Origin of the sequence: Methylovulum psychrotolerans (genome assembly GCF_002209385.1) — a bacterium.
GTDB classification, from domain to species: Bacteria; Pseudomonadota; Gammaproteobacteria; order Methylococcales; family Methylomonadaceae; genus Methylovulum; species Methylovulum psychrotolerans.
Window position 1 is genome coordinate 2480763 of the sequence record NZ_CP022129.1, and the last position, 19131, is coordinate 2499893.

Genomic DNA, 19131 nt, shown 5'->3' on the forward strand with positions numbered 1-19131 from the left:
TAGGGATAAGTTGTTGTCGGCTTTGCCAAGTCCAATTAACCGCTTTTAAGGGACATGGGGTTGGCTAGCTGCGGCATAGTGCAGTAATTTAGCAAACAGAGTATTGGTGTTAATAGGTTTGCTTAAAAAATCGTCCATACCTGCGGCTTTGCAAGCCTGTGCGTCTTCATCAAGGGCGTTGCCGGTTAGGGCAATAATGTAAGGCTGGTGGATATGGCCCATGGCACGGATATGGCGGGTTGCCGTCAGGCCGTCCATATTAGGCATCTGCATATCCATTAAGATAATATCGTAAGTATTTTGCCCGACTTGTACCAACGCTTGTAAGCCATCATTTGCCGTATCCGGCTTAATGCCTATTTTTGCGATGAGTTTGCCGGCAATGGTGCGGTTTAGTAAGTCGTCCTCAACCAATAAGAGCCGCAAATGCGCCAAAGCCGCCGTGTTGTCGGTATGGGTAGGGAGCGGGGCGGTCTGTTGCGGTGGGCTTTGCCAAGACAGAAAGGTAAAGTGGAACGTCGCCCCTTGTCCGGGCTCGCTGTCTACCCAAATTCGTCCGCCCATCATCCGGGTCAGATGGGCGCAACTTGCCAAATTTAAGTCTATGCCGCCAAACGGGTGGGGCGTTGCCATGTCCGCTTGGCTAAAGGCGGTAAACAACGTGTCTTGGGCAGGTTTGCTAATGCCGATCCCGGTATCTTTAATGCTTGCTTGGATTAAGCCGGGCGTTGCGGTGGCTTGTAAGCGGATGCTGATATGGCCGTTTTGGGTGTATTTGATGGCGTTAGACAGCAGGCCGGCGATTATTTGCCGTAAGCGCTTAGGATCGCCCACTAAGTTTTCCGGCACAGCCGCATCAATATCGGCCAGCACCGCTAGGTTTTTACCACGCGCTGGCGGGCGGAAAATGTCTAACAATTCCGCCAGCAATTGCCGGGGGTTAAAGGGGATGCGCTCAAGTTCCAAGTTACCTGCTTCGATTTTAGCAAAATCGGGAATGTCGTTAAGGCCATCAACAAAGTTTGCTTAGCGCTTTGCTGACCTGTCAGTGGTGTATTCACGCGCTTTTTAGGCGATAAAGCCCTGCATTGATTAGTACGGATCGCGTGAGGTGGCGGACAAAACCTATTATAGGCTTCTTAGGAGGCGATGTCTTATGAACTGCCGACCATTCCCAAGTAACCGAATAGGCCATCCACAATTACCCTAAAGCTGATCGCCCAGATTCTACCACTTTTTTGAGACGCTTCGTTACGGTAAAAACGGCGGTTTTTTTAGGTTATCATTTTTCCCGGCAAATCCTTAAGGCTTTGGCCTGTCCACATCTTAAATCTTGTGAAGGCTGCTATGGGAAGCCATTTCTTTTTTTTACGGTATTGGCGGCTAGGGTGGCAACATCCACGCCGCCGATTTTTTAAACCTCAGAAAATACCCGCGTCACATCAGTCCAAACAATAGACGTTAGCAAATTATCTCCCAAGATTGAATAATTTGCGACACCAGCAAAAAATCCTACCCTTCTCATACAAGCCCAGTCTTGTGCTTTTTCATCAACACCCACGCATTTCCCCCAAAGCTATTCGCTTAATCGGTCTAGGCTTTCGGTAAGCCCGGCCATAGGTCGGGAATAACAAATATATCACTGATGTTACGCAGTAACGGGCTTTACCCCCGTTTGCCGCGCCGACCCCCGACAAAACCGAGAAGCGCAGGATCAAGCGGCAATCGGGCCGCCTTTTCTTTGGATACTTTCTTTTGGCGGAGCAAAAGAAAGTATCTCGCCTTCGGGTGCGAGAACCCGATTAAAAAACGTCGCGGCAGCGACTCATCACTACATTTTTCAATATCGCAAAAGTGGCCGCGTAACATCAGATATATCATTTAAAAAAAGCCAGTGCTGCTTTAGCAGCGATAGAGCAGCAACGCCGCCTGATATTCAACGCCTAAAGGTTTTCTAAAAACGCAATAATATATTGATTTTAATGGAAAAAATAACTGGCATAGTAAGTGCTTTTGTCAATATAAGCGTTGCTTTCGCTTTATCTGGCAATGACTTAAGCACATTTAAACTAGGAGTGAATAATGAGTGAGAAATTAAAAGTGACGGCCGTTTCCGGCGGTGCGGGTAAACCGTCCAGAACCTTGGCCGTTGTGGAAGAGATTATTGCCCGTCTTGGCCAACACATCGCCATAGACCTGCATCTGATTGAACTGGGGGCAATAAGCCCAAGCCTAGGGGCGGTTTCGGCACGCGCCCAATTGCCGGACAGCATCCAAAACGATATTGCTGCTATAGAAGCGGCAGATTTTCTGGTGGTGGCGACACCTGTTTACCGCGCCTCGTATACGGGCTTGTTTAAGCATTTGTTTGATCTTGTCCATCATGAGGCCTTGTTTGATGTGCCGGTATTGTTGGCGGCCACAGGCGGCAGTGACCGCCATGCCTTGATTATTGATCACCAACTCCGCCCCTTGTTCAGCTTTTTCCAAGCCTTAACGTTACCGGTTGGCGTTTATGGGACAGAGGCCGATTTCACCGATTATAAAGTCACCAGTAAAGCCTTGGATGAGCGCATTGACTTGGCGGTAGCCAGAGCCTTGCCGTTCTTGAAGCCCAGGCAACAATAACAGCGCGTTGTTTAGGGCAACCTAAAATCTTTAAACCATTAATTAAGTGAGAAAAATTATGAGTTCCGAACCTATCAAATTTGCTTATTGGGTGCCTAATGTCAGCGGCGGCTTGGTGGTGAGCGACATTGAGCAGCGCACCAGTTGGGATATTGATTATAACCGCAAATTGGCGCAAATCGCCGAACAGAGCGGCTTTGAATATGCCCTTACCCAAATCCGTTTCATCGCCGGTTATGGCGCCGAATATCAACATGAATCGGTGTCATTTTCCCATGCCTTATTGGCGGCGACCAGCCACCTGAAAGTCATTGCCGCGATTCTTCCGGGGCCTTGGGACCCGGTTTTGGTGGCTAAGCAAATAGCCACTATCGATATTCTGACGGCCGGACGGGTGGCCGTGAACATTGTTTCGGGCTGGTTTAAGGGCGAATTTGTCTCCATAGGCCAACCGTGGCTGGAGCATGACGAGCGTTACCGCCGTTCTGAAGAGTTTATTGATGTCCTTAAAGGCATTTGGACGACCGATAACTTTTCCTATAAAGGCGATTTTTACCGCATCAACAATTTTTCCTTAAAACCCAAGCCGCTGCAAGACCCGCATCCTGAGATATTTCAGGGCGGCAGCTCGCGGGCGGCGCGTGACATGGCCGCCAAGGTGTCGGACTGGTATTTCACCAACGGGAATACCGTAGAAGGCATAAAAGCGCAAATTGATGATATTAAGGCGAAAGCCGCCGCCCATAAGCACCCGGTCAAAATCGGCATTAACGCCTTTATTATTGCGCGGGACACCGAAGAGGAAGCCAAAGCGGTACTGGCGGAAATTATCGACAAGGCCAACCCGGAAGCCGTTAATGCCTTCGGCCACGAAGCCAAACAGGCGGGCGCATCCAGCCCTGAACGCGAAGGCAACTGGGCCAAATCCACGTTTGAAGATTTAGTCCAGTATAACGATGGCTTTAAGACGAATTTGATCGGTACGCCGCTACAGATTGCCGAACGCATCGTCGCCCTTAAAGCGGTTGGTGTCGATTTGATTTTGTCAGGATTTTTGCATTTTCAGGAAGAGGTGGCTTACTTCGGCGAGAAGGTGTTGCCGCTGGTACGCGAACTGGAAGAACAAAAAATCGCCTTGGCGGCCTAGGCGGCATTCTGATTTATCCCCGATCCTCAACTAAGGAGCCCGATTATGACAGCGGATACCTTGCCTTTTTGGCTAAATTATCAAGCCAGCGAACAGCCTGTTAAGGTCGCGCTACGGCATAAACAACGGGGTATCTGGCAGGAAAAACGCTGGCTTGAGCTGCGCCATGACATCGCCTCGCTGGTGTCGGCGCTCCAAGCCAAGGGCTTTGCGCGGGGTGACACCTTGTATCTGCTCTCTGACCCAAGGCCTGAAGCCCTGCTGCTTGCCATTGCCGCGCACTGGTTGGGCGGCAGTGCTACCCCGTTAGACCCTAATGCTGGCGAGGCGGATACCCTGAGCCTGTTAGCAAGGTTACAACCCGCTTTCATTTTTGCCGAAGGGCAATGCCAAGTCGACCTCGCCCTAAAATCGGCCCTTAAGCCGCCGTTGATCATTTATGCCGATGCACGGGGCTTGTCCGGTTATCGGCAAGGTGGTTTACAGCCTTATGCCCAATGGCTGGGCGCGGCTAATGCTGGCTCTATTAGCCCGCCCATCGCCCAAGCCCATGATGATGCGTTTGTGTTTTTTCGTCTGGACCCGCACGGGCAAGTGGAGCGGCTAAACCTGACCCACCACCAGTTGTTAAACCAAGGCCGCGAGCTGGTTAAGCAGGAGCGTTTGACAAGTCAGGAAGAGGCCTTGGCCGCTAGGGCGTTTGCCGCCAGCGGACATCTGCGTTACTTGCTGGCGCCGTGGCTGCTGGCTGGGTTTACGCTGAATTTTCCCGAAAATATCAATACCCGCGATATAGACAGGCGCGAGCTAGGGCCTACCCTAGTGGCCGGCACTAGCCAAACCTATCAACGTTTGGAAGCGCTGATCTACGCGCGGTTGCCGTTGCCGGGTACAGTCCGGCGGGCTTTCTTGGATTGGTCGCTGACCGCACCGGCCCAGACCAAGCCTTGGTATAAATTGTTCGCTTATTGGTTAACGATAAGGCCGCTGCGGGATGTGATCGGCTTTAGCCGCACCCGCGTCCCCTTATTGGTCGGGGAGGTGTTGCCGGAACCGTCCGCCGCATTTTTTGCCGCCCTAGGTATCAGGGTCAGGAACTGGCCGGATGCTTGCGATTGGCAACCCTCCCCCAATAGCCCCAAGCCTAAACATGTCCTTCAGGATAGCTATCTTGATGACAGCCTCACCCAGTTGGGGGCGCAAGCATGACGGCCCGCGACCCACTGTTAACGCTTGAGCATATCTCGCTGTCGTTTAAAGGCGTTAAGGCGATTACCGACATGAGTTTTAGCGTCGCCGAAGGGGAAATCTGCGCCTTGATCGGCCCTAATGGGGCGGGTAAAAGTTCGCTGCTTAACGTGATTAACGGCGTTTATCAGCCTGATGACGGCATCATTACTTATGACGGGGAAATCCGCACCGCCATGAGGCCGCACCATGCCGCCGAGCGGGGCATTGCCCGCACCTTCCAAAACATCGCCTTATTTAAAGGCATGAGCGTACTGGATAACGTGCTGACCGGGCGCAACCTAAAAGTCCAAAGCAGTTGGCTGGAGCAAGCCTTTAATGTCGGCCGTGCGCCTAAGGAAGCGCTGGTGCAGCGGCAAAAAGCCGAGGAAATCATCGAATTTTTAAGGATTCAGCCGTGGCGGGGCAGTTTGGTGGGTGGCTTGCCTTATGGCCTGCAAAAACGGGTGGAATTGGCCAGGGCATTGGCGGCAGAGCCTAAGTTGCTGTTATTGGATGAACCGATGGCGGGGATGAACAGGGACGAAAAAGCGGAAATGAGCCGTTTTATTATCGATACCCAACGGGAGTTTGGCACCACCATTGTCCTGATCGAACATGACATTGGTGTGGTGATGGCACTGTCACAGCACTTGGTCGTCTTGGATTATGGCAAAAAAATTGGCGATGGCCCGCCTGAGGCGGTCCGTAACAACCCCGAAGTGATTGCCGCTTATCTGGGCACAAGACATTAATAATAGGGAGTGACGACGATGAGTTTTTTCTTTGAGGTATTGCTGGGCGGTTTGCTGGCCGGGGTCATGTATTCTTTGGTCGCCATTGGCTTTGTGCTGATTTACAAAGCCTCCGGGGTGTTTAATTTCGCCCAAGGCTCTATGGTGCTGTTCGCCGCCCTGACGTTTGTCAGCTTGTTGGAGCGCGGCATTAGTTTCTGGCTGGCCTTTGTCCTGACGCTGCTGGCGATGGTGGCGCTAGCTTGGACGATAGAGCGGTGGGTGCTGCGCAAATTGGTTAACCGCCCGCCCATCACCCTGTTCATGGCGACCCTGGGTTTGAGCTACATCATCGAAGGCTTGGCGCAATCGCTGTGGGGGGCGCAAGTGCATGGCCTGGACTTGGGCATCAATGATGAGCCTTTCGAATTTCAGGGCATGTTGCTGTCGCAGTTCGATATTTTTGCGGCTTGCGTCGCCGGGATCTTAGTGCTGGTGCTGTCGGTCTTTTTCAATAAGACCCGTACCGGCATCGCGCTTCGCGCTGTTGCCGACGATCAATTGGCGGCGCTGGCAGTCGGCATCAAACTGGAAAAACTCTGGCTAATCGTTTGGACGGTAGCCGGATTTGTCGGCTTGGTGGCTGGGCTGCTTTGGGGCGCACGCTTGGGGGTGCAGTTTTCCTTATCGCTGGTGGTGCTGAAAGCCTTGCCGGTGTTGATTATTGGTGGCTTTACCTCCATCAGCGGTTCGATTGTCGGCGGGCTTATTATCGGCGCTTCTGAAAAGCTCGCGGAAGTTTTTTTGGGGGCTTATATCGGTGGCGGCATTGAAAACTGGTTCCCTTATATGCTGGCGATGCTGTTTTTGCTGGTCAGGCCTACGGGCATTTTTGGCGAACGCCAAATCGAACGGGTGTAAAGGAGGCGACCATGTTGTATAGGGAATCAGGCCAATTTAGCACCAGTTACCCAGCGGATCGGCGGATATTTCGCTTGTATCAGGAGCGGTGGGCGTTTTATTTGTTGTTGGCGGCGGCGTTTTTGTTAATCCCCTGGCTAGGCAATGACTATTGGTTCAGCGCCATTTTAATCCCTTTTCTGGTGTTGTCCTTAGCCGCCTTAGGACTGAATTTGTTGACGGGCTATGCCGGGCAGTTGTCTTTAGGCTCGGCGGCCTTTATGGCCGTCGGCGCATTCGCGGCCTATAACAGCCATTTGCGCATCGAAGGCTTGCCGTTTTTATTGAGCCTCCTTTTGGGCGGCGTGGTGGCCGGGTTGACCGGGGTGGTGTTTGGCTTACCCAGTTTGCGGATTAAAGGCTTCTACATTTTGGTATCAACCTTGGCTGCCCAATTCTTTGTGCTCTGGGTATTCACCACCTTTGCTTGGTTTTCCAATGACAGTTCGTCAGGGGTGATTACCGCCCCGCCCTTGGTGATACTGGGCCACGATTTCAGCTCACCGCAGGGACGGTATTTATTCACCCTGACGGTCGTCGTGGCACTGGGATTTTTGGCAAAAAGCATCGTCGGCAGTGAATTGGGCAGGAACTGGATGGCGGTGCGTGATATGGACAAGGCGGCGGAGGTGATCGGCATCGCCCTTCCCAAAGCCAAATTATTGGCCTTCGCCATCAGTTCCTTTTATCTGGGCATCGCCGGTTCTTTATGGGCTTTTTGCTATCTGGGCACGGTGGAGCCGCATGGTTTTGATTTGAGCCGGTCTTTCCAGATTCTCTTCATCATCATTATCGGTGGTATGGGCAGTATTTTGGGTAATTTCTTAGGAGCCGCCTTTATTGTCCTGTTACCTATCTTGCTCTCCCATATCGCCAGCGGTTTGTTGGCCGATACGATTGACGCGGGGCAACTGGAGAACTGCCAAAAAATCATCTTTGGGGGCTTAATCATCTTTTTTCTGATTAAAGAACCCGATGGCCTGGCAAAGATTTACCAAACCTGCAAACAACGTTTGCAGGTCTGGCCGCTACGTTTTTGACAGGTTTAGCCAACTATCCCAAGGAAAGGGACAAATTTAACAATCAGCCGTTTTAATTTTTAACTGTCTTACTCAACTAAATGGTATCAACTTATGAAAAGCACTTTAACCAAATTTTCAAAACTGGCTATTGCGATAAGCATAGGCGCCGCACTCACCGTCAATGCCGCCCACGCCGAAGGGGAGCAATATTTTCCGTTGCAAAGCTATAGGATAGGGCCTTATGCCGCTGGCGGATCGGGGTTTTTTGGCGGGTTTATTGATTATCTCCAGTATGTCAACCTCAAAGATGGCGGCGTTAACGGTGTTAAGCTGACTTGGAGCGAATGCGAAACCGAATATGTAGTCGAAAAAGGCGTGGAATGCTATGAACGCCTCAAACAAGGCTTAAACGGTGCGCCCGCAGCGGCCACCAACCCGTTGTCAGTGGGCATCGCCTATGCGACGCTGGACCGCTCGACCGCCGATAAGCTGCCCTTGATTACCATTAACCACGGCAGGACAGATTCCACCGACGGCAGCGTGTTCCCTTATGTATTTCCGCTGCAATTAAACCCCTACAGCGAAGTGTCGGCCATCATCAATTATATCGGCACCCAATCCGGCGGTTTGGAGAAGCTGAAAGGCAAAAAAATCGTCACGCTGTATCATGGTTCGCCTTACGGTAAGGAAACCAACCCTATTTTAGAACTGTTGGCGAAAAAATACGGCTTTAAACTGACCTTGTTGGAAGTGCCGCATCCGGGTAACGAACAACAATCGCAATGGCTGAATATCCGCCGTCTTAAACCGGATTGGGTGATCTTGCGCGGTTGGGGCGTGATGAATCCGGTGGCGTTAAAAACCGCCCAAAAAACTGGATTTCCTGCCGACCACATTATCGGCAACATCTGGAGCAACTCCGAAGATGATGCCGCCCCTGCGGGCAATGCCGCCAAAGGCTTTATCGCCATTACTACCCATCCGTCCGGCACCGATTTTCAGGTCTTGCAAGACATTAAAAAATACGTTGTCGATGCCCAAAAAGGCAATTTGGAAGACCCCAAACGCTTCGGCACGGTCTATTACAATCTGGGGGTCGTGAACGGCATATTAAATGTCGAAGCGGTGCGGGTGGCGCAAAATAAATACGGCAAACGTCCGTTAACCGGCGAAGAAGTCCGTTGGGGTTTTGAAAATATCAAATTGGATGATAAGCGTTTGGCGGAATTGGGGGCATTAGGTCTGGTCCAACCCCTGACCTTAAGCTGCGCCGACCATGAAGGGGGCGGGGCCGTGCGTTTCCAACAATGGGACGGCAGCCAATGGCATGTGATTTCGGATTGGGTGCAGGCAGACCGTGAGTTGCTGCGGCCTATTATTGAAAAATCATCCCATCAATATGCCAAAGAAAAAGGCATCACCCCGCGTGATTGCGCCAAAGAATCTTAAGCTTGCTTTACCGGGCGCAGGGCAAATCCTGCGCCCGCTGCCTAACACTCTAGGAGATTGCCCATGCCAGTCGGTGCGCTATTACATATCCAAAATATTGAAGTGATCTATGAAAAAGTGATTCTTGCAGTACAAGACATTTCGCTTTCGGTTGCCCCGCAGAGCATAGTGGCGTTGCTGGGTGCGAATGGGGCGGGGAAAAGCACCACACTAAAAGCCATTTCTGGCTTGGCCTCGGCCCAGCGCGGGGAGGTTGTCGATGGCCGCATCGAATATCAGGGTAATGACATCACCACTACGCCGCCTGCAACCTTGGTCGAAAGGGGCTTGGTGCAAGTCTTGGAAGGCCGCCATTGCTTTGCCCACCTGTCCGTTGAAGAGAATTTGCTCACGGGCGGTTTTGTCCACAACCCCTCCCGGCACAAATTAAACCAACTCTTAGAAAGCATCTACCATTATTTTCCACGGCTTAAACTGCTACGGAAAAATTTGGCCGGGTACGCTTCCGGGGGCGAACAGCAAATGGTGGCAATAGGCCGTGCTTTGATGAGCGAACCTACATTGGTATTACTGGATGAGCCTTCCATGGGTTTGGCACCCCAGATTGTCGAAGAGATATTTGCCATTGTCAAAAATCTCCGGGACGAACAGGGCATGAGTTTTTTAGTCGCCGAACAAAATGCGGGGGCAGCGCTGAGGTATGCCGACTATGCCTATATTTTGGAAAATGGCCGAATTAGTAGCGAAGGCGATGCCGGGCATATCAACCAATCAGAGGTACTGTTAGCGTCTTATCTTGCAGGTTAAGCACATAAAACGTCATAAAGAAACCCTAAATTTATCGCTTAAGGCGGAGATAAAGCGTTTTCGTTTGCTATTCTTTTAGTAGGTGCAACTCGATCATCAAGATATTAAGGGTATACGCTAGCTTCCACATCCACACCACATCCGCATCGCTTAAATCTGGTGAGCCTTTTGATCCGCTTTGGGCGGATGCAATAAGGCTTGATCTTTGGATTTTAAGACGGCCTCTGTAAATAAATGCCCGTAACCAGAGGGCAACAGTGGCGGCATCTACGCCCTGTACGTTGTTCCACAACCGCCATTGTGCCACTACTTCACCGTCTTCGGTAAGGGTACTGCTGGCTCTCCGCTTTGCTGTCGCAAGAATGCCGGGTTATGTGCTTTTCTGCATGTAAAAACCACCGCTTCCATTCGCCATACCTTCACTATGTACGATACCGTACAGACCTGGCCTGTCCTTATGGCTAAGATTTAGCTGAGTTTTTAAACTGCTAGGCGCGACCAAAAAAGCGGCATTTCCCCAAAAGGAGGCCGCATTTTGCCAATAACCCAACAGCTACTATCAAAATACCTAAGGAACACCCCCATGAACACGACAAATAGCTATTTATATAAGATAGCCGCCCATAATTTTCTGATACTTGCTTGTGCATCTTGTCTCGGCTTTGGTTTGGCGGGTTGCCAACCGGAAGGGTCTGCCGAAAAAACCGGCAAAAAAATTGATAAGGCGGTTGGTCAGGTTAAACAAAAAATTGGCGATACGACAGAAAAAGCGGGCGATGAATTAACCGAGGCCAAGCAGTCGGCTAAAAATAAGGCCGATATCGCCGAAGAATATATTGATGACGCAATGATTACCTTAAAAGTTAAGGCGGCACTGGGCAACGACGCTATCCTTAAAGCTTCCCATATTGAAGTGGTAACCGCCAATGGTGTCGTAACCTTAAGCGGCACAGTAGATTCTGAGCCCAGCCTAGGCAGGGCGATGGAAGTTGCCGGGAGCCAAGCCCATGTCAAATCGGTACAAACTCAACTGATAGTGGATGCCAATGCAGGGAGCAAATAATCATGATTAATTTGCGTTTATTGGCGATCACCGCCGCTATGCTACTGCCTACGGCTTTTGCCCAAGCAGACGAGACGGAAAATTTATATCAGCAGCCTGTTGATCCTGCCGCATCCAAAACGGAAAAAACCGTTTTATCGACCGGGTTGTTACCCGCCGGGCATTTATTCAAGCCTTTATTGGCCGATCCGCGCTGGGCGCATTTCTCGGCTTCTTACCGCAATTACCAAAACAATAGCTTTGATGGCTCAGACATTGCCTCGGTCAGCTTTGGGGAAACCATACCCTTTTACCGCAGCAACTTCGGGCAATCTAATGCCCAATGGGAAGCCGGTTTACAAGCCGGGGTTTTTAGTGATTTCAACATCGGCACACCGTCAAAGGATTTGGTCAATACCGATTTTATCGCCTCGATGTATACCAGTATCCGCTCAGGAAACTTTTCCGCATTTGGACGGCTTTTTCATCAGAGTTCGCATTTGGGCGACGAATTTTTGTTGCGCAAAACCAACGAAAAATTTCAGCGCGTCAACTTAAGTTATGAAGGCGTGGATATGAAGCTGTCTTATGAATTGCCGTTTGGCCTGCGTCTCTACGGCGGCGGCGGCGGTCTGTTTGATAGGGAGCCATCCAAGCTGAAGCCTTGGCTGGCGCAATATGGCGCTGAATTCCGTAGCCCTTGGCGGTTAAATTTCGCTTCCCTAAGGCCTATTGTGGCGGTGGACATTAAGAATTTTCAGGAAAATAACTGGAATAATGACCTTTCCGCCAGAGCCGGGTTTGAATTTGAAAACTTGAAGGTATTAGGGCGCAAGCTCCAAATCTTAGGCGAATATTATAACGGCTACTCACCTAGCGGCCAATTTTATAGAGAAAAAGTGGAATATTTCGGCATCGGGGCGCATTATCACTTCTAACCCAAATAATGGGTCATGTCCGTCCGCAAGGGCGGACAGACAGGGCTTTAAGCCCGCCCATTCCCTAAGATAGGATTGATCATGATGCACCGCTTGCAAATCAAACATATAACGACTTACCAATACGCACAGACCGTAACCCTGTTACCGCACAAATTGCTGTTGCGGCCCCGCGAAGGCCATGACATCCGTATCGAATCGGCGGAACTGACAATTGCGCCCGCCCACCAATTGCAATGGCAGCGGGATGTCTATGACAATGCGGTGGCGTTGGCGACCTTTACCGAGCCGTGCAACCAACTTTTGATAGGCAGCCATATTGTCCTCCAGCATTTTGCCCACCAGCCGTTGGATTTTTTTATGGCCGATTATGCCGTGTATTTCCCCTTCCAGTACGATGCCTCCGAACGCATTGACCTGATGCCTTATCTGTCATTGCTTTATGAGCAAGACCGCCCGGTGTTGGGCGCATGGCTACGGCAATTTTGGTATTCCGGACAAATCGTCGAGACGTATATGTTATTGGATTGGCTCAATAAAGCGATAGCCACCGGGTTCATCTATCAACAACGTGAAGAGCCGGGTGTGCAATCTCCGGCGGCCACCTTAAAAAGGGGCATCGGTTCCTGCCGGGATTTTGCCACCTTATTCATTGAGTCTTGCCATAATCTGGGGTTGGCGGCACGCTTTGTCAGCGGTTATTTATTTTCCCCAATATCCCCACAAGACCAAGGCGCAACCCATGCTTGGTCGGAAGTTTATTTGCCGGGGGCAGGTTGGAAAGGTTTTGATTCGACATCCGGCCAAGTGGTCGGCAACGACCACATCGCCGTCGCGGTAAGCCGCCACCCTGAATTAGTCCCGCCCATATCAGGGGCTTTTATCGCCCATCCCCCGCAATCCCCGCTGATGAGTGTTATGGTCGAAGTCAGCCGTGAACCCGATGCAGCAGACGACGAGGAGGAGGCAACATTTTCTTAAGCTAACAGCTTTTATGTATCTATAGAAATTTTTACATCAACCTGGAATAAGTGAGTATTTATGAGTGATTTAGTTGTTACAGAAAATGATATAAGCAATGAAAAATTAAAAAACCTAACCGTAACCGTCTATATCTGTCAGATCCTAACGTTTGCTTTAGCAGGCTTACCCTTGCTGATCGGCGTGGCGATTAATTTTTACAACCGCAATGAGGTACAAGGAACATGGCTGGAATCGCATTTTAATTGGCAAATTAAAACCGTTTGGATCACTTTGGCAGGTTTTGCTTTGGCAGGTTTGGTCTTAACCATCAATATGGAAATGGCCCTATTTATTTTAATCCCGACCTTAGTGCTGCTGGTTTACAGAATTGTTATCGGTTGGACGACGCTTGCGGCTAACCAGCCCATTAAAATATAGGCTAGACGTTACGCAGTAACGTGGTTTACGCCACTTGCGCTTCACTGCCGAACGGCTTAAGAAACGCGGGCAGCGCTACAAGTCCGATAATGAAAACTAGCTTTGGCCTTGCCAGTTAGGTCTTGAGTGTCTATACTAACGGACAATAAAACTCATACTAGGTATTCTCAGGGCATTGTCCTGGGGATTTAAACGGGAAGCCCGGTGCGTTTGCCTTAAGCGCAAACTAATCCGGCACTGCCCCCGCAACGGTAAACAAGTATAAAATTTGCAACAAGCCACTGTGGTTTCATGGGAAGGCGCAAATTTTGGGAATAATCCCAGCTTGTCAGTCCGGAGACCGGCCTCGTGTTGATGATCAAATTTGTACGCGGAGGGCGTTCAGATGGATTGCCGTTCGCTTTGTCCGACTCTCTGTCTGTTCTTTCTCCCGCGTTAACCTTTACCCGATGGGCGTGCCAGTATTGGCAGGTTTAAGGGGGTATTCACTGGGTTCGCCCTTAACAGGAGAAAGAAACATGTCTGTTGCACCTCTATTGACGGCTGCCGTCACCGCCCCTTCCCAAACCCGCCTGAGCAAAGATAAGTTGGCCTCCAGTGTGCTGACGGCCTTATTAGGCTTAGTGCTTGTTTATGCGGCAGGTTTTGCCGAAAGCGCAATCTTGCACAATGCCGCCCACGATGGCCGCCATTCCGCCAGCTTCCCTTGCCATTAACCATGCCGAACCTTGCTAACGCCCGGCAGATGCTGGTCGCCGCCTTATGGGCGGGGCTATGGGCGGGGCTGTTTCTGACCGCTATCCAACGCCTTCAAGTCTTGCCGCTGATACAGCAAGCCGAACTGTATGAGGTTCAGGCAACGGCAATCCCTAGCCATACCCCTGCCGAGCATGCAGTGCCCCATCAAGCTGAAGAAACGGCTTGGCAACCCCAAGAGGGTTGGGAGCGTACCGCCTATACGGCGGTGGCCAATATCAGTTTGGCGGTCGGTTTTGCCTTATTATTGGCGGCGGCGGGTAATCTGCGGGGCGGTTTGAGTGGTTGGCGCAAAGGCTTAGCGTGGGGCTTGGCGGGTTATGTGGCTTTTTTTGTCGCGCCATCTTTAGGCTTACCGCCGGAATTGCCCGGAACGCAAGCGGCTTTACTAAAAGACCGCCAATTCTGGTGGGTGTTGACCGTGGCCGATACGGCTCTGGGTTTATGGTTGTTGGCTTTTGCCAAAACCTCCACTAATAAGCTGTTCGGCTTAGTATTGCTGGTATCCCCGCATCTTCTGGGGGCTCCGCAACCGGAATTCCATGATAGCGCCGCACCCGCCGAATTAGCCCGACGTTTTATCATCGCCACAACCATTGCCAACGCCCTGTTTTGGCTGGTTTTAGGCGGTTTAATAGGCCGGTTTTTCGCGCCGCACACCGATAATAAGCCCGTATAATGCGCAGCCATCACAAACATGTCCTAATGTGTACCGGCCCGCGCTGTACCGAAGGCGGCTTGCAAGCCGAAAGCCTATTTCAAAAGTTGGGTAAGGCTATCGATAGCCGTCCTGGCCTTACTGTCAAGCGCACCCGTTCGCATTGTTTTGCCGTCTGTAAGGATGGCCCGATTATGGTGGTATACCCTGAAGGGGTATGGTATCGCTGCGCCGATGAAGCCGTGTTAGAGCGTATCGTCGAAGAGCATTTGCAAAATGGCCAAGAACTTAGCGGGCATGTCATCCATCGTTTAGGGGTCGGCGATGTCTAAACCGCTGATTGCCTTGTTAAGCCATGCGCCCAGTGATTTGGCGGTTTTGCACAGTGCCTTGCTGCAAATGCCGGATAGGGCGGTGCAGGCGATTGCCATCAATTTGCAAACGGTGGCGGACGACGCTGAAATGTCGGCCTTGCTGGCGGACATGTTGCAGCCTGTGCGCATTATTGTCTTACGGGTATTAGGACGGCTAGGCAACGTGCCAGGTTTTAGCGAATTGCGTAGGCACGCACAACGCCAAGGCCAACAGCTTTTAGTCATTAGCGGTACGGGCGAGCCTGACCCCGAACTGGCGGCGGCTTCAACGGTCGCGGTGGATGTCCTGCATCAAGTGCAAACCTATTTCCAGGCGGGTGGCAGCATCAATATGGCACAATTGCTGCGCTATCTGTCCGACCATTTCTTATTAACCGGATTGGGTTTTGAGCCTGCGCTTGCCCTGCCTGAACACGGCATTTACCATCCTGATCTAGGCCAAGCCGCCGAGATTGATGAGTGGCTGGCAATCCGCGACCCCGCGCGGCCCAGTATTGGCATTGTCTTTTACCGTGCGCATTGGTTAAGCGGCAATACCCGTTTTATTGATGCCTTAGTGACGGCTTTGGAACAACAAGGCCTGAATGTTTTGCCTGTGTTTACCGCCTCGTTACGCGCGGGCGGCGATAATGGCGGGCAGTTGCCGACCGCCTTGGCCTATTTTAGCGGCGCTCAAGGTGCCCATATCGATGTACTGATTAACACTACGGCGTTTGCGATGGGGGAAATCAGCGCGGGCGGCCCAACTCCGGCGGGGTGGTCGGTAGCGGTGTTGGAACGGCTGAATGTGCCTGTCTTGCAAGCCATCACCAGCGGGATGACCGAAACGCAATGGCGCGGTTCGGTGCGGGGCCTTAATCCTTTGGATGCGGCCATGAATGTGGTGTTACCTGAATTTGACGGCCGCATTATCACCGTCCCCCTGTCCTTTAAGGCCAAAACCGAAGGTTTGCCTCATGAAAGCGTCGAATATCGCCCTGTGGCCGATAGGGTCACGCGCATAGCCGGTTTGGCGGCACGGTTCGCACGGCTTAAACGCCTGCCCAATACCGACAAGCGGGTCGCCTTTATTTTTACCAATTCCAACAGTAAGGCTTCGCAAATCGGCAATGCTGTCGGTTTGGACGCACCTGCTTCTTTGCTGCATATTTTGGCGGCCCTACAAGAGGCGGGTTATCAGATCGGTGAGTTGCCGGACACCGGCACGGCTTTAATCCACGCCCTGATAGACCGTTGTGCTTACGATAACACTTATTTGACCAGCGAACAGTTGGCCAATGCCATAGGGCAGGTGTCGGCGGGGCAATATGCAGAGTGGTTTGCCGAACTGAGTGAGTCTATGCAGGCAAAAATGACCGCACAATGGGGCGAGCCGCCTGGTGCCGCTTATTTGCACAATGGCCAACTGGCTTTGGCGGGGCTGCCCTTCGGTAATGCCTTGGTGATGTTACAGCCGCCGCGTGGTTATGGCATGGACCCCGATGCCATTTACCACCAACCGGATTTGCCGCCTACCCACCACTATTATGCCTTATACCGTTGGCTGAAAGATGTCTGGCAAGCCGACGCGCTTGTCCATGTCGGTAAGCACGGCACCTTGGAATGGTTGCCCGGCAAAGGTGTAGGGCTGTCTGGCGACTGCTTCCCCGACGCGCTCTTGGCCGATTTGCCCTTGTTTTATCCTTTTATTATCAATGACCCCGGCGAAGGTTCGCAAGCCAAACGCAGGGGCCATGCAGTGGTGGTTGACCACCTGACCCCGCCGATGACCACGGCGGATACTTATGGTGCCTTGGCGCAATTGACGCAATTGGTGGACGAATATTATCAGGTCGAAATACTGGACCCGGCAAAATTGCCGCTGTTACAGCAACAAATCTGGGAGTTGGTCAAAGCGACTAATCTTGATGCCGATTTGCAGGCCCGTTTGCTCCATGAGCATCATGACCATGACCATGAACACCCACATGGGCATCATCACCCTCATACCCATCCGGCCAGCAAGCCTTTGTTATCGCCTAGTGTGGCAAAAGTGGGCGGAGGCTTAAGCCCCGTTATGCTAAAACCGCTTAAGATGGGGCAAGGTGTGTTCAAACAGCAAACCGTTGTTGCTGCCCATAGCCATGCCCATGATCCCGAACAATTGCCTGCGGTACTGAAGAAAATGGCTGGCTCTGATGTCGCCCATTTAATCGAAGATTTGGACGGTTATTTGTGCGAATTGGGTGCGGCACAAATCCGCGATGGCTTACATATTCTGGGGCAAGCGCCGGAACAGGGGCAGCAGCTTGACATGCTAGTGGCGATCACCCGCCTACCTAACCAGGACATACCCGGTTTGCAGGCGGAAATAGCCCGCCTATTTGGCTTTGATAGCGGGGAGTTGCAGGAACATCCAGGCCGCCGCCTTAAGGGGCGTTGCCCCGCACTGGAAGCCTTACAAGGCCGGGCGCTGATGACCCATGCGGACATAATGGACAGCATTGATGCTTTAAGCCAACAACTGTTTTGTAATTTGCAGGCTAAGGGCTTCCAGGAAACGGCGATAGGCGATATGGTGGCGGCTACGTTTGCCAACCCCAGTGCCGATCTTCAGGCCATCAGGCAAATAGCGGGTTTTGTTTGCCGCCAACTTGTCCCTAAGTTAAACCAAACTCGCGCTGAAATCGACCATTTATTAGCCGGTTTATCGGGCGGTTATATACCCGCCGGCCCTAGCGGCTCGCCAACGCGGGGCATGGCGCATATCTTACCGACCGGACGCAATTTTTATTCGGTTGACCCGCGTAGCGTGCCTTCGCAATCGGCGTGGCGGGTCGGCCAACAATTGGCCCATGAAGTGCTGGCCCGTTATCAGCGCGAAACAGGTGCTTATCCTGAAAGTGTCGCCATCAGCATTTGGGGGACCAGCGCCATGCGCACTCACGGTGATGATGTCGCGCAAATTCTGGCTTTGCTGGGGGTACGGCCTGTGTGGCGGCCAGAAAACTGCCAGATAACGGGCGTGGCGGTAATCCCACTTAACGAACTTAAGCGCCCGCGTATTGATGTCACTACCCGCATCAGCGGTTTTTTCCGTGATGCCTTCCCGCAATTGATTGATTTGCTTGATGATGCCGTCCATGCCGTGATCGCCCTAGATGAAGCGCCGGAAGACAATTTTGTCCGCAAACATTATCTGGCCGAATTGGCGGGCTTGGTCGGCAGTGGTTTAGCGGCTCCCGAAGCCGCACAACGTGCCGCTTACCGGATTTTTGGTGCGAAACCCGGCAGTTATGGGGCGGGCATTTTGCCGTTGATACAGGAAAAAAATTGGCAGACCGATGCCGATTTTGCCGAGAGCTATATCAATTGGGGCGGCTACGCCTACGCGCGTGGGCAACAAGGCCATGATGAGCGCGCCGCTTTCCGCACCCGTTTGGCGGGGGTGCAAGTCGCTTTACACAATCAGGATAACCGTGAGCATGATTTGTTTGACAGCGACGATTATCTGCAATTTCATGGCGGCATGATCGCCACCATCCGCGCCCTGACCGGCCAGCAACCGCGCCATTATTTCGGCGACAGCCACGACCCGTCCCGTGCCCAAGTCAGGGATTTAAAAGAAGAGACGTTGCGGGTATTCCGCTCCCGCGTGGTTAACCCGAAATGGTTGGCAAGCATCCAACGCCACGGCTACAAAGGCGGTTTGGAATTGACCGCGACCGTCGATTATTTGTTCGGTTACGATGCCACCGCGCACATTATGGATGATTGGATGTATGAACAAGTCGCCGCTACTTACGCCTTAGAACCGGGCTTGCGAGATTTTTTGGCGGCGGCTAACCCTTGGGCGCAAAACGCCATTGCCGAGCGTTTACTGGAAGCCGCCAGCCGTGGCATGTGGGCTAACCCTGAGCAAACGACGTTAGACGCACTGCAAGCGCTTTATTTGCACAGCGAAACCCTGTTGGAAGCGCGGGGCGAAACCCCACGCCTGGCTTGAGAT

17 protein-coding genes and 1 riboswitch are annotated in these 19131 nt (G+C 51.9%); of the genes, 16 read left to right on the top strand and 1 reads right to left on the bottom strand.

Going from position 1 to position 19131, the window contains the following annotated elements; genetic code table 11:
* Positions 1 to 45: 45 nt before the first annotated feature.
* Positions 46 to 966: a response regulator gene (locus tag CEK71_RS11255; RefSeq protein WP_088619472.1), complete on the bottom strand. Its 921-nt coding sequence runs from the start codon at positions 964 to 966 to the stop codon at positions 46 to 48.
* Positions 967 to 2082: 1116 nt separating this feature from the next.
* On the opposite strand from CEK71_RS11255, the gene msuE reads away from it, so the two are divergent.
* From msuE to CEK71_RS11340, 16 genes are all read left to right on the top strand, one after another.
* Positions 2083 to 2628: an FMN reductase gene (gene msuE, locus CEK71_RS11265; RefSeq protein WP_088619474.1), complete on the top strand. Its 546-nt coding sequence runs from the start codon at positions 2083 to 2085 to the stop codon at positions 2626 to 2628.
* A 58-nt stretch (positions 2629 to 2686) separates the two neighbouring features.
* Entirely contained in the window at positions 2687 to 3775 is a 1089-nt protein-coding gene (gene sfnG / locus CEK71_RS11270) for a dimethylsulfone monooxygenase SfnG (RefSeq protein ID WP_088619475.1), read from the top strand.
* A 45-nt stretch (positions 3776 to 3820) separates the two neighbouring features.
* Positions 3821 to 4984 carry an AMP-binding protein gene (locus tag CEK71_RS11275; protein ID WP_088619476.1) on the top strand — a complete coding sequence of 388 codons (1164 nt, stop codon included), beginning with the start codon at positions 3821 to 3823 and terminating at the stop codon, positions 4982 to 4984.
* A complete protein-coding gene (locus tag CEK71_RS11280; RefSeq protein ID WP_088619477.1) occupies positions 4981 to 5757 on the top strand; it encodes an ABC transporter ATP-binding protein in 777 nt (258 codons plus the stop codon). The genes CEK71_RS11275 and CEK71_RS11280 overlap by 4 nt, the downstream gene beginning before the upstream one ends.
* An 18-nt stretch (positions 5758 to 5775) precedes the next feature.
* The gene (locus CEK71_RS11285) at positions 5776 to 6657 is read left to right on the top strand and encodes a branched-chain amino acid ABC transporter permease (protein WP_088619478.1); all 882 of its coding nucleotides are present in this window, start codon (positions 5776 to 5778) and stop codon (positions 6655 to 6657) included.
* An 11-nt stretch (positions 6658 to 6668) separates the two neighbouring features.
* On the top strand, positions 6669 to 7736 hold the full coding sequence (locus CEK71_RS11290) for a branched-chain amino acid ABC transporter permease (RefSeq protein WP_088619479.1): 1068 nt from the start codon (positions 6669 to 6671) through the stop codon (positions 7734 to 7736).
* Between the two features lie 93 nt (positions 7737 to 7829).
* Positions 7830 to 9167 carry an ABC transporter substrate-binding protein gene (locus tag CEK71_RS11295; RefSeq protein ID WP_088619480.1) on the top strand — a complete coding sequence of 446 codons (1338 nt, stop codon included), beginning with the start codon at positions 7830 to 7832 and terminating at the stop codon, positions 9165 to 9167.
* Positions 9168 to 9230: 63 nt separating this feature from the next.
* Positions 9231 to 9974: an ABC transporter ATP-binding protein gene (locus tag CEK71_RS11300; protein ID WP_088619481.1), complete on the top strand. Its 744-nt coding sequence runs from the start codon at positions 9231 to 9233 to the stop codon at positions 9972 to 9974.
* Between the two features lie 583 nt (positions 9975 to 10557).
* Entirely contained in the window at positions 10558 to 11037 is a 480-nt protein-coding gene (locus CEK71_RS11305; RefSeq protein ID WP_088619482.1) for a BON domain-containing protein, read from the top strand.
* A gap of 2 nt (positions 11038 to 11039) precedes the next feature.
* On the top strand, positions 11040 to 11954 hold the full coding sequence (locus tag CEK71_RS11310) for a DUF1207 domain-containing protein (protein ID WP_088619483.1): 915 nt from the start codon (positions 11040 to 11042) through the stop codon (positions 11952 to 11954).
* 81 nt (positions 11955 to 12035) lie between these two features.
* Positions 12036 to 12935, top strand: coding sequence for a transglutaminase family protein (locus CEK71_RS11315; RefSeq protein WP_232463624.1), 900 nt, complete (start codon positions 12036 to 12038; stop codon positions 12933 to 12935).
* 60 nt (positions 12936 to 12995) lie between these two features.
* The gene (locus tag CEK71_RS11320; RefSeq protein WP_088619484.1) at positions 12996 to 13355 is read left to right on the top strand and encodes a DUF4870 family protein; all 360 of its coding nucleotides are present in this window, start codon (positions 12996 to 12998) and stop codon (positions 13353 to 13355) included.
* Between the two features lie 142 nt (positions 13356 to 13497).
* A riboswitch (cobalamin riboswitch) is annotated at positions 13498 to 13718 on the top strand.
* A gap of 155 nt (positions 13719 to 13873) precedes the next feature.
* Positions 13874 to 14071, top strand: coding sequence for a CbtB domain-containing protein (locus CEK71_RS11325; protein WP_088619485.1), 198 nt, complete (start codon positions 13874 to 13876; stop codon positions 14069 to 14071).
* Positions 14072 to 14073: 2 nt separating this feature from the next.
* The gene (locus CEK71_RS11330) at positions 14074 to 14790 is read left to right on the top strand and encodes a CbtA family protein (protein ID WP_088619486.1); all 717 of its coding nucleotides are present in this window, start codon (positions 14074 to 14076) and stop codon (positions 14788 to 14790) included.
* Entirely contained in the window at positions 14790 to 15101 is a 312-nt protein-coding gene (locus tag CEK71_RS11335) for a (2Fe-2S) ferredoxin domain-containing protein (RefSeq protein WP_088619487.1), read from the top strand. Before CEK71_RS11330 ends, CEK71_RS11335 begins: the two co-directional genes overlap by 1 nt.
* The gene (locus CEK71_RS11340) at positions 15094 to 19128 is read left to right on the top strand and encodes a cobaltochelatase subunit CobN (protein ID WP_088619488.1); all 4035 of its coding nucleotides are present in this window, start codon (positions 15094 to 15096) and stop codon (positions 19126 to 19128) included. Before CEK71_RS11335 ends, CEK71_RS11340 begins: the two co-directional genes overlap by 8 nt.
* The last annotated feature ends 3 nt before the right edge of the window (positions 19129 to 19131 follow it).

Bases quoted from the DNA above. Each gene is read 5' to 3' on its own strand.
- CEK71_RS11275 (WP_088619476.1), top strand. From the start codon at position 3,821: ATGACAGCGGATACCTTGCCTTTTTGGCTAAATTATCAAGCCAGCGAA.
- CEK71_RS11290 (WP_088619479.1), top strand. From the start codon at position 6,669: ATGTTGTATAGGGAATCAGGCCAATTTAGCACCAGTTACCCAGCGGAT.
- CEK71_RS11285 (WP_088619478.1), top strand. From the start codon at position 5,776: ATGAGTTTTTTCTTTGAGGTATTGCTGGGCGGTTTGCTGGCCGGGGTC.
- CEK71_RS11330 (WP_088619486.1), top strand. From the start codon at position 14,074: ATGCCGAACCTTGCTAACGCCCGGCAGATGCTGGTCGCCGCCTTATGG.
- msuE (WP_088619474.1), top strand. From the start codon at position 2,083: ATGAGTGAGAAATTAAAAGTGACGGCCGTTTCCGGCGGTGCGGGTAAA.
- CEK71_RS11280 (WP_088619477.1), top strand. From the start codon at position 4,981: ATGACGGCCCGCGACCCACTGTTAACGCTTGAGCATATCTCGCTGTCG.
- sfnG (WP_088619475.1), top strand. From the start codon at position 2,687: ATGAGTTCCGAACCTATCAAATTTGCTTATTGGGTGCCTAATGTCAGC.
- CEK71_RS11320 (WP_088619484.1), top strand. From the start codon at position 12,996: ATGAGTGATTTAGTTGTTACAGAAAATGATATAAGCAATGAAAAATTA.
- CEK71_RS11315 (WP_232463624.1), top strand. From the start codon at position 12,036: ATGATGCACCGCTTGCAAATCAAACATATAACGACTTACCAATACGCA.
- CEK71_RS11325 (WP_088619485.1), top strand. From the start codon at position 13,874: ATGTCTGTTGCACCTCTATTGACGGCTGCCGTCACCGCCCCTTCCCAA.
- CEK71_RS11295 (WP_088619480.1), top strand. From the start codon at position 7,830: ATGAAAAGCACTTTAACCAAATTTTCAAAACTGGCTATTGCGATAAGC.
- CEK71_RS11305 (WP_088619482.1), top strand. From the start codon at position 10,558: ATGAACACGACAAATAGCTATTTATATAAGATAGCCGCCCATAATTTT.
- CEK71_RS11335 (WP_088619487.1), top strand. From the start codon at position 14,790: ATGCGCAGCCATCACAAACATGTCCTAATGTGTACCGGCCCGCGCTGT.
- CEK71_RS11310 (WP_088619483.1), top strand. From the start codon at position 11,040: ATGATTAATTTGCGTTTATTGGCGATCACCGCCGCTATGCTACTGCCT.
- CEK71_RS11340 (WP_088619488.1), top strand. From the start codon at position 15,094: ATGTCTAAACCGCTGATTGCCTTGTTAAGCCATGCGCCCAGTGATTTG.
- CEK71_RS11300 (WP_088619481.1), top strand. From the start codon at position 9,231: ATGCCAGTCGGTGCGCTATTACATATCCAAAATATTGAAGTGATCTAT.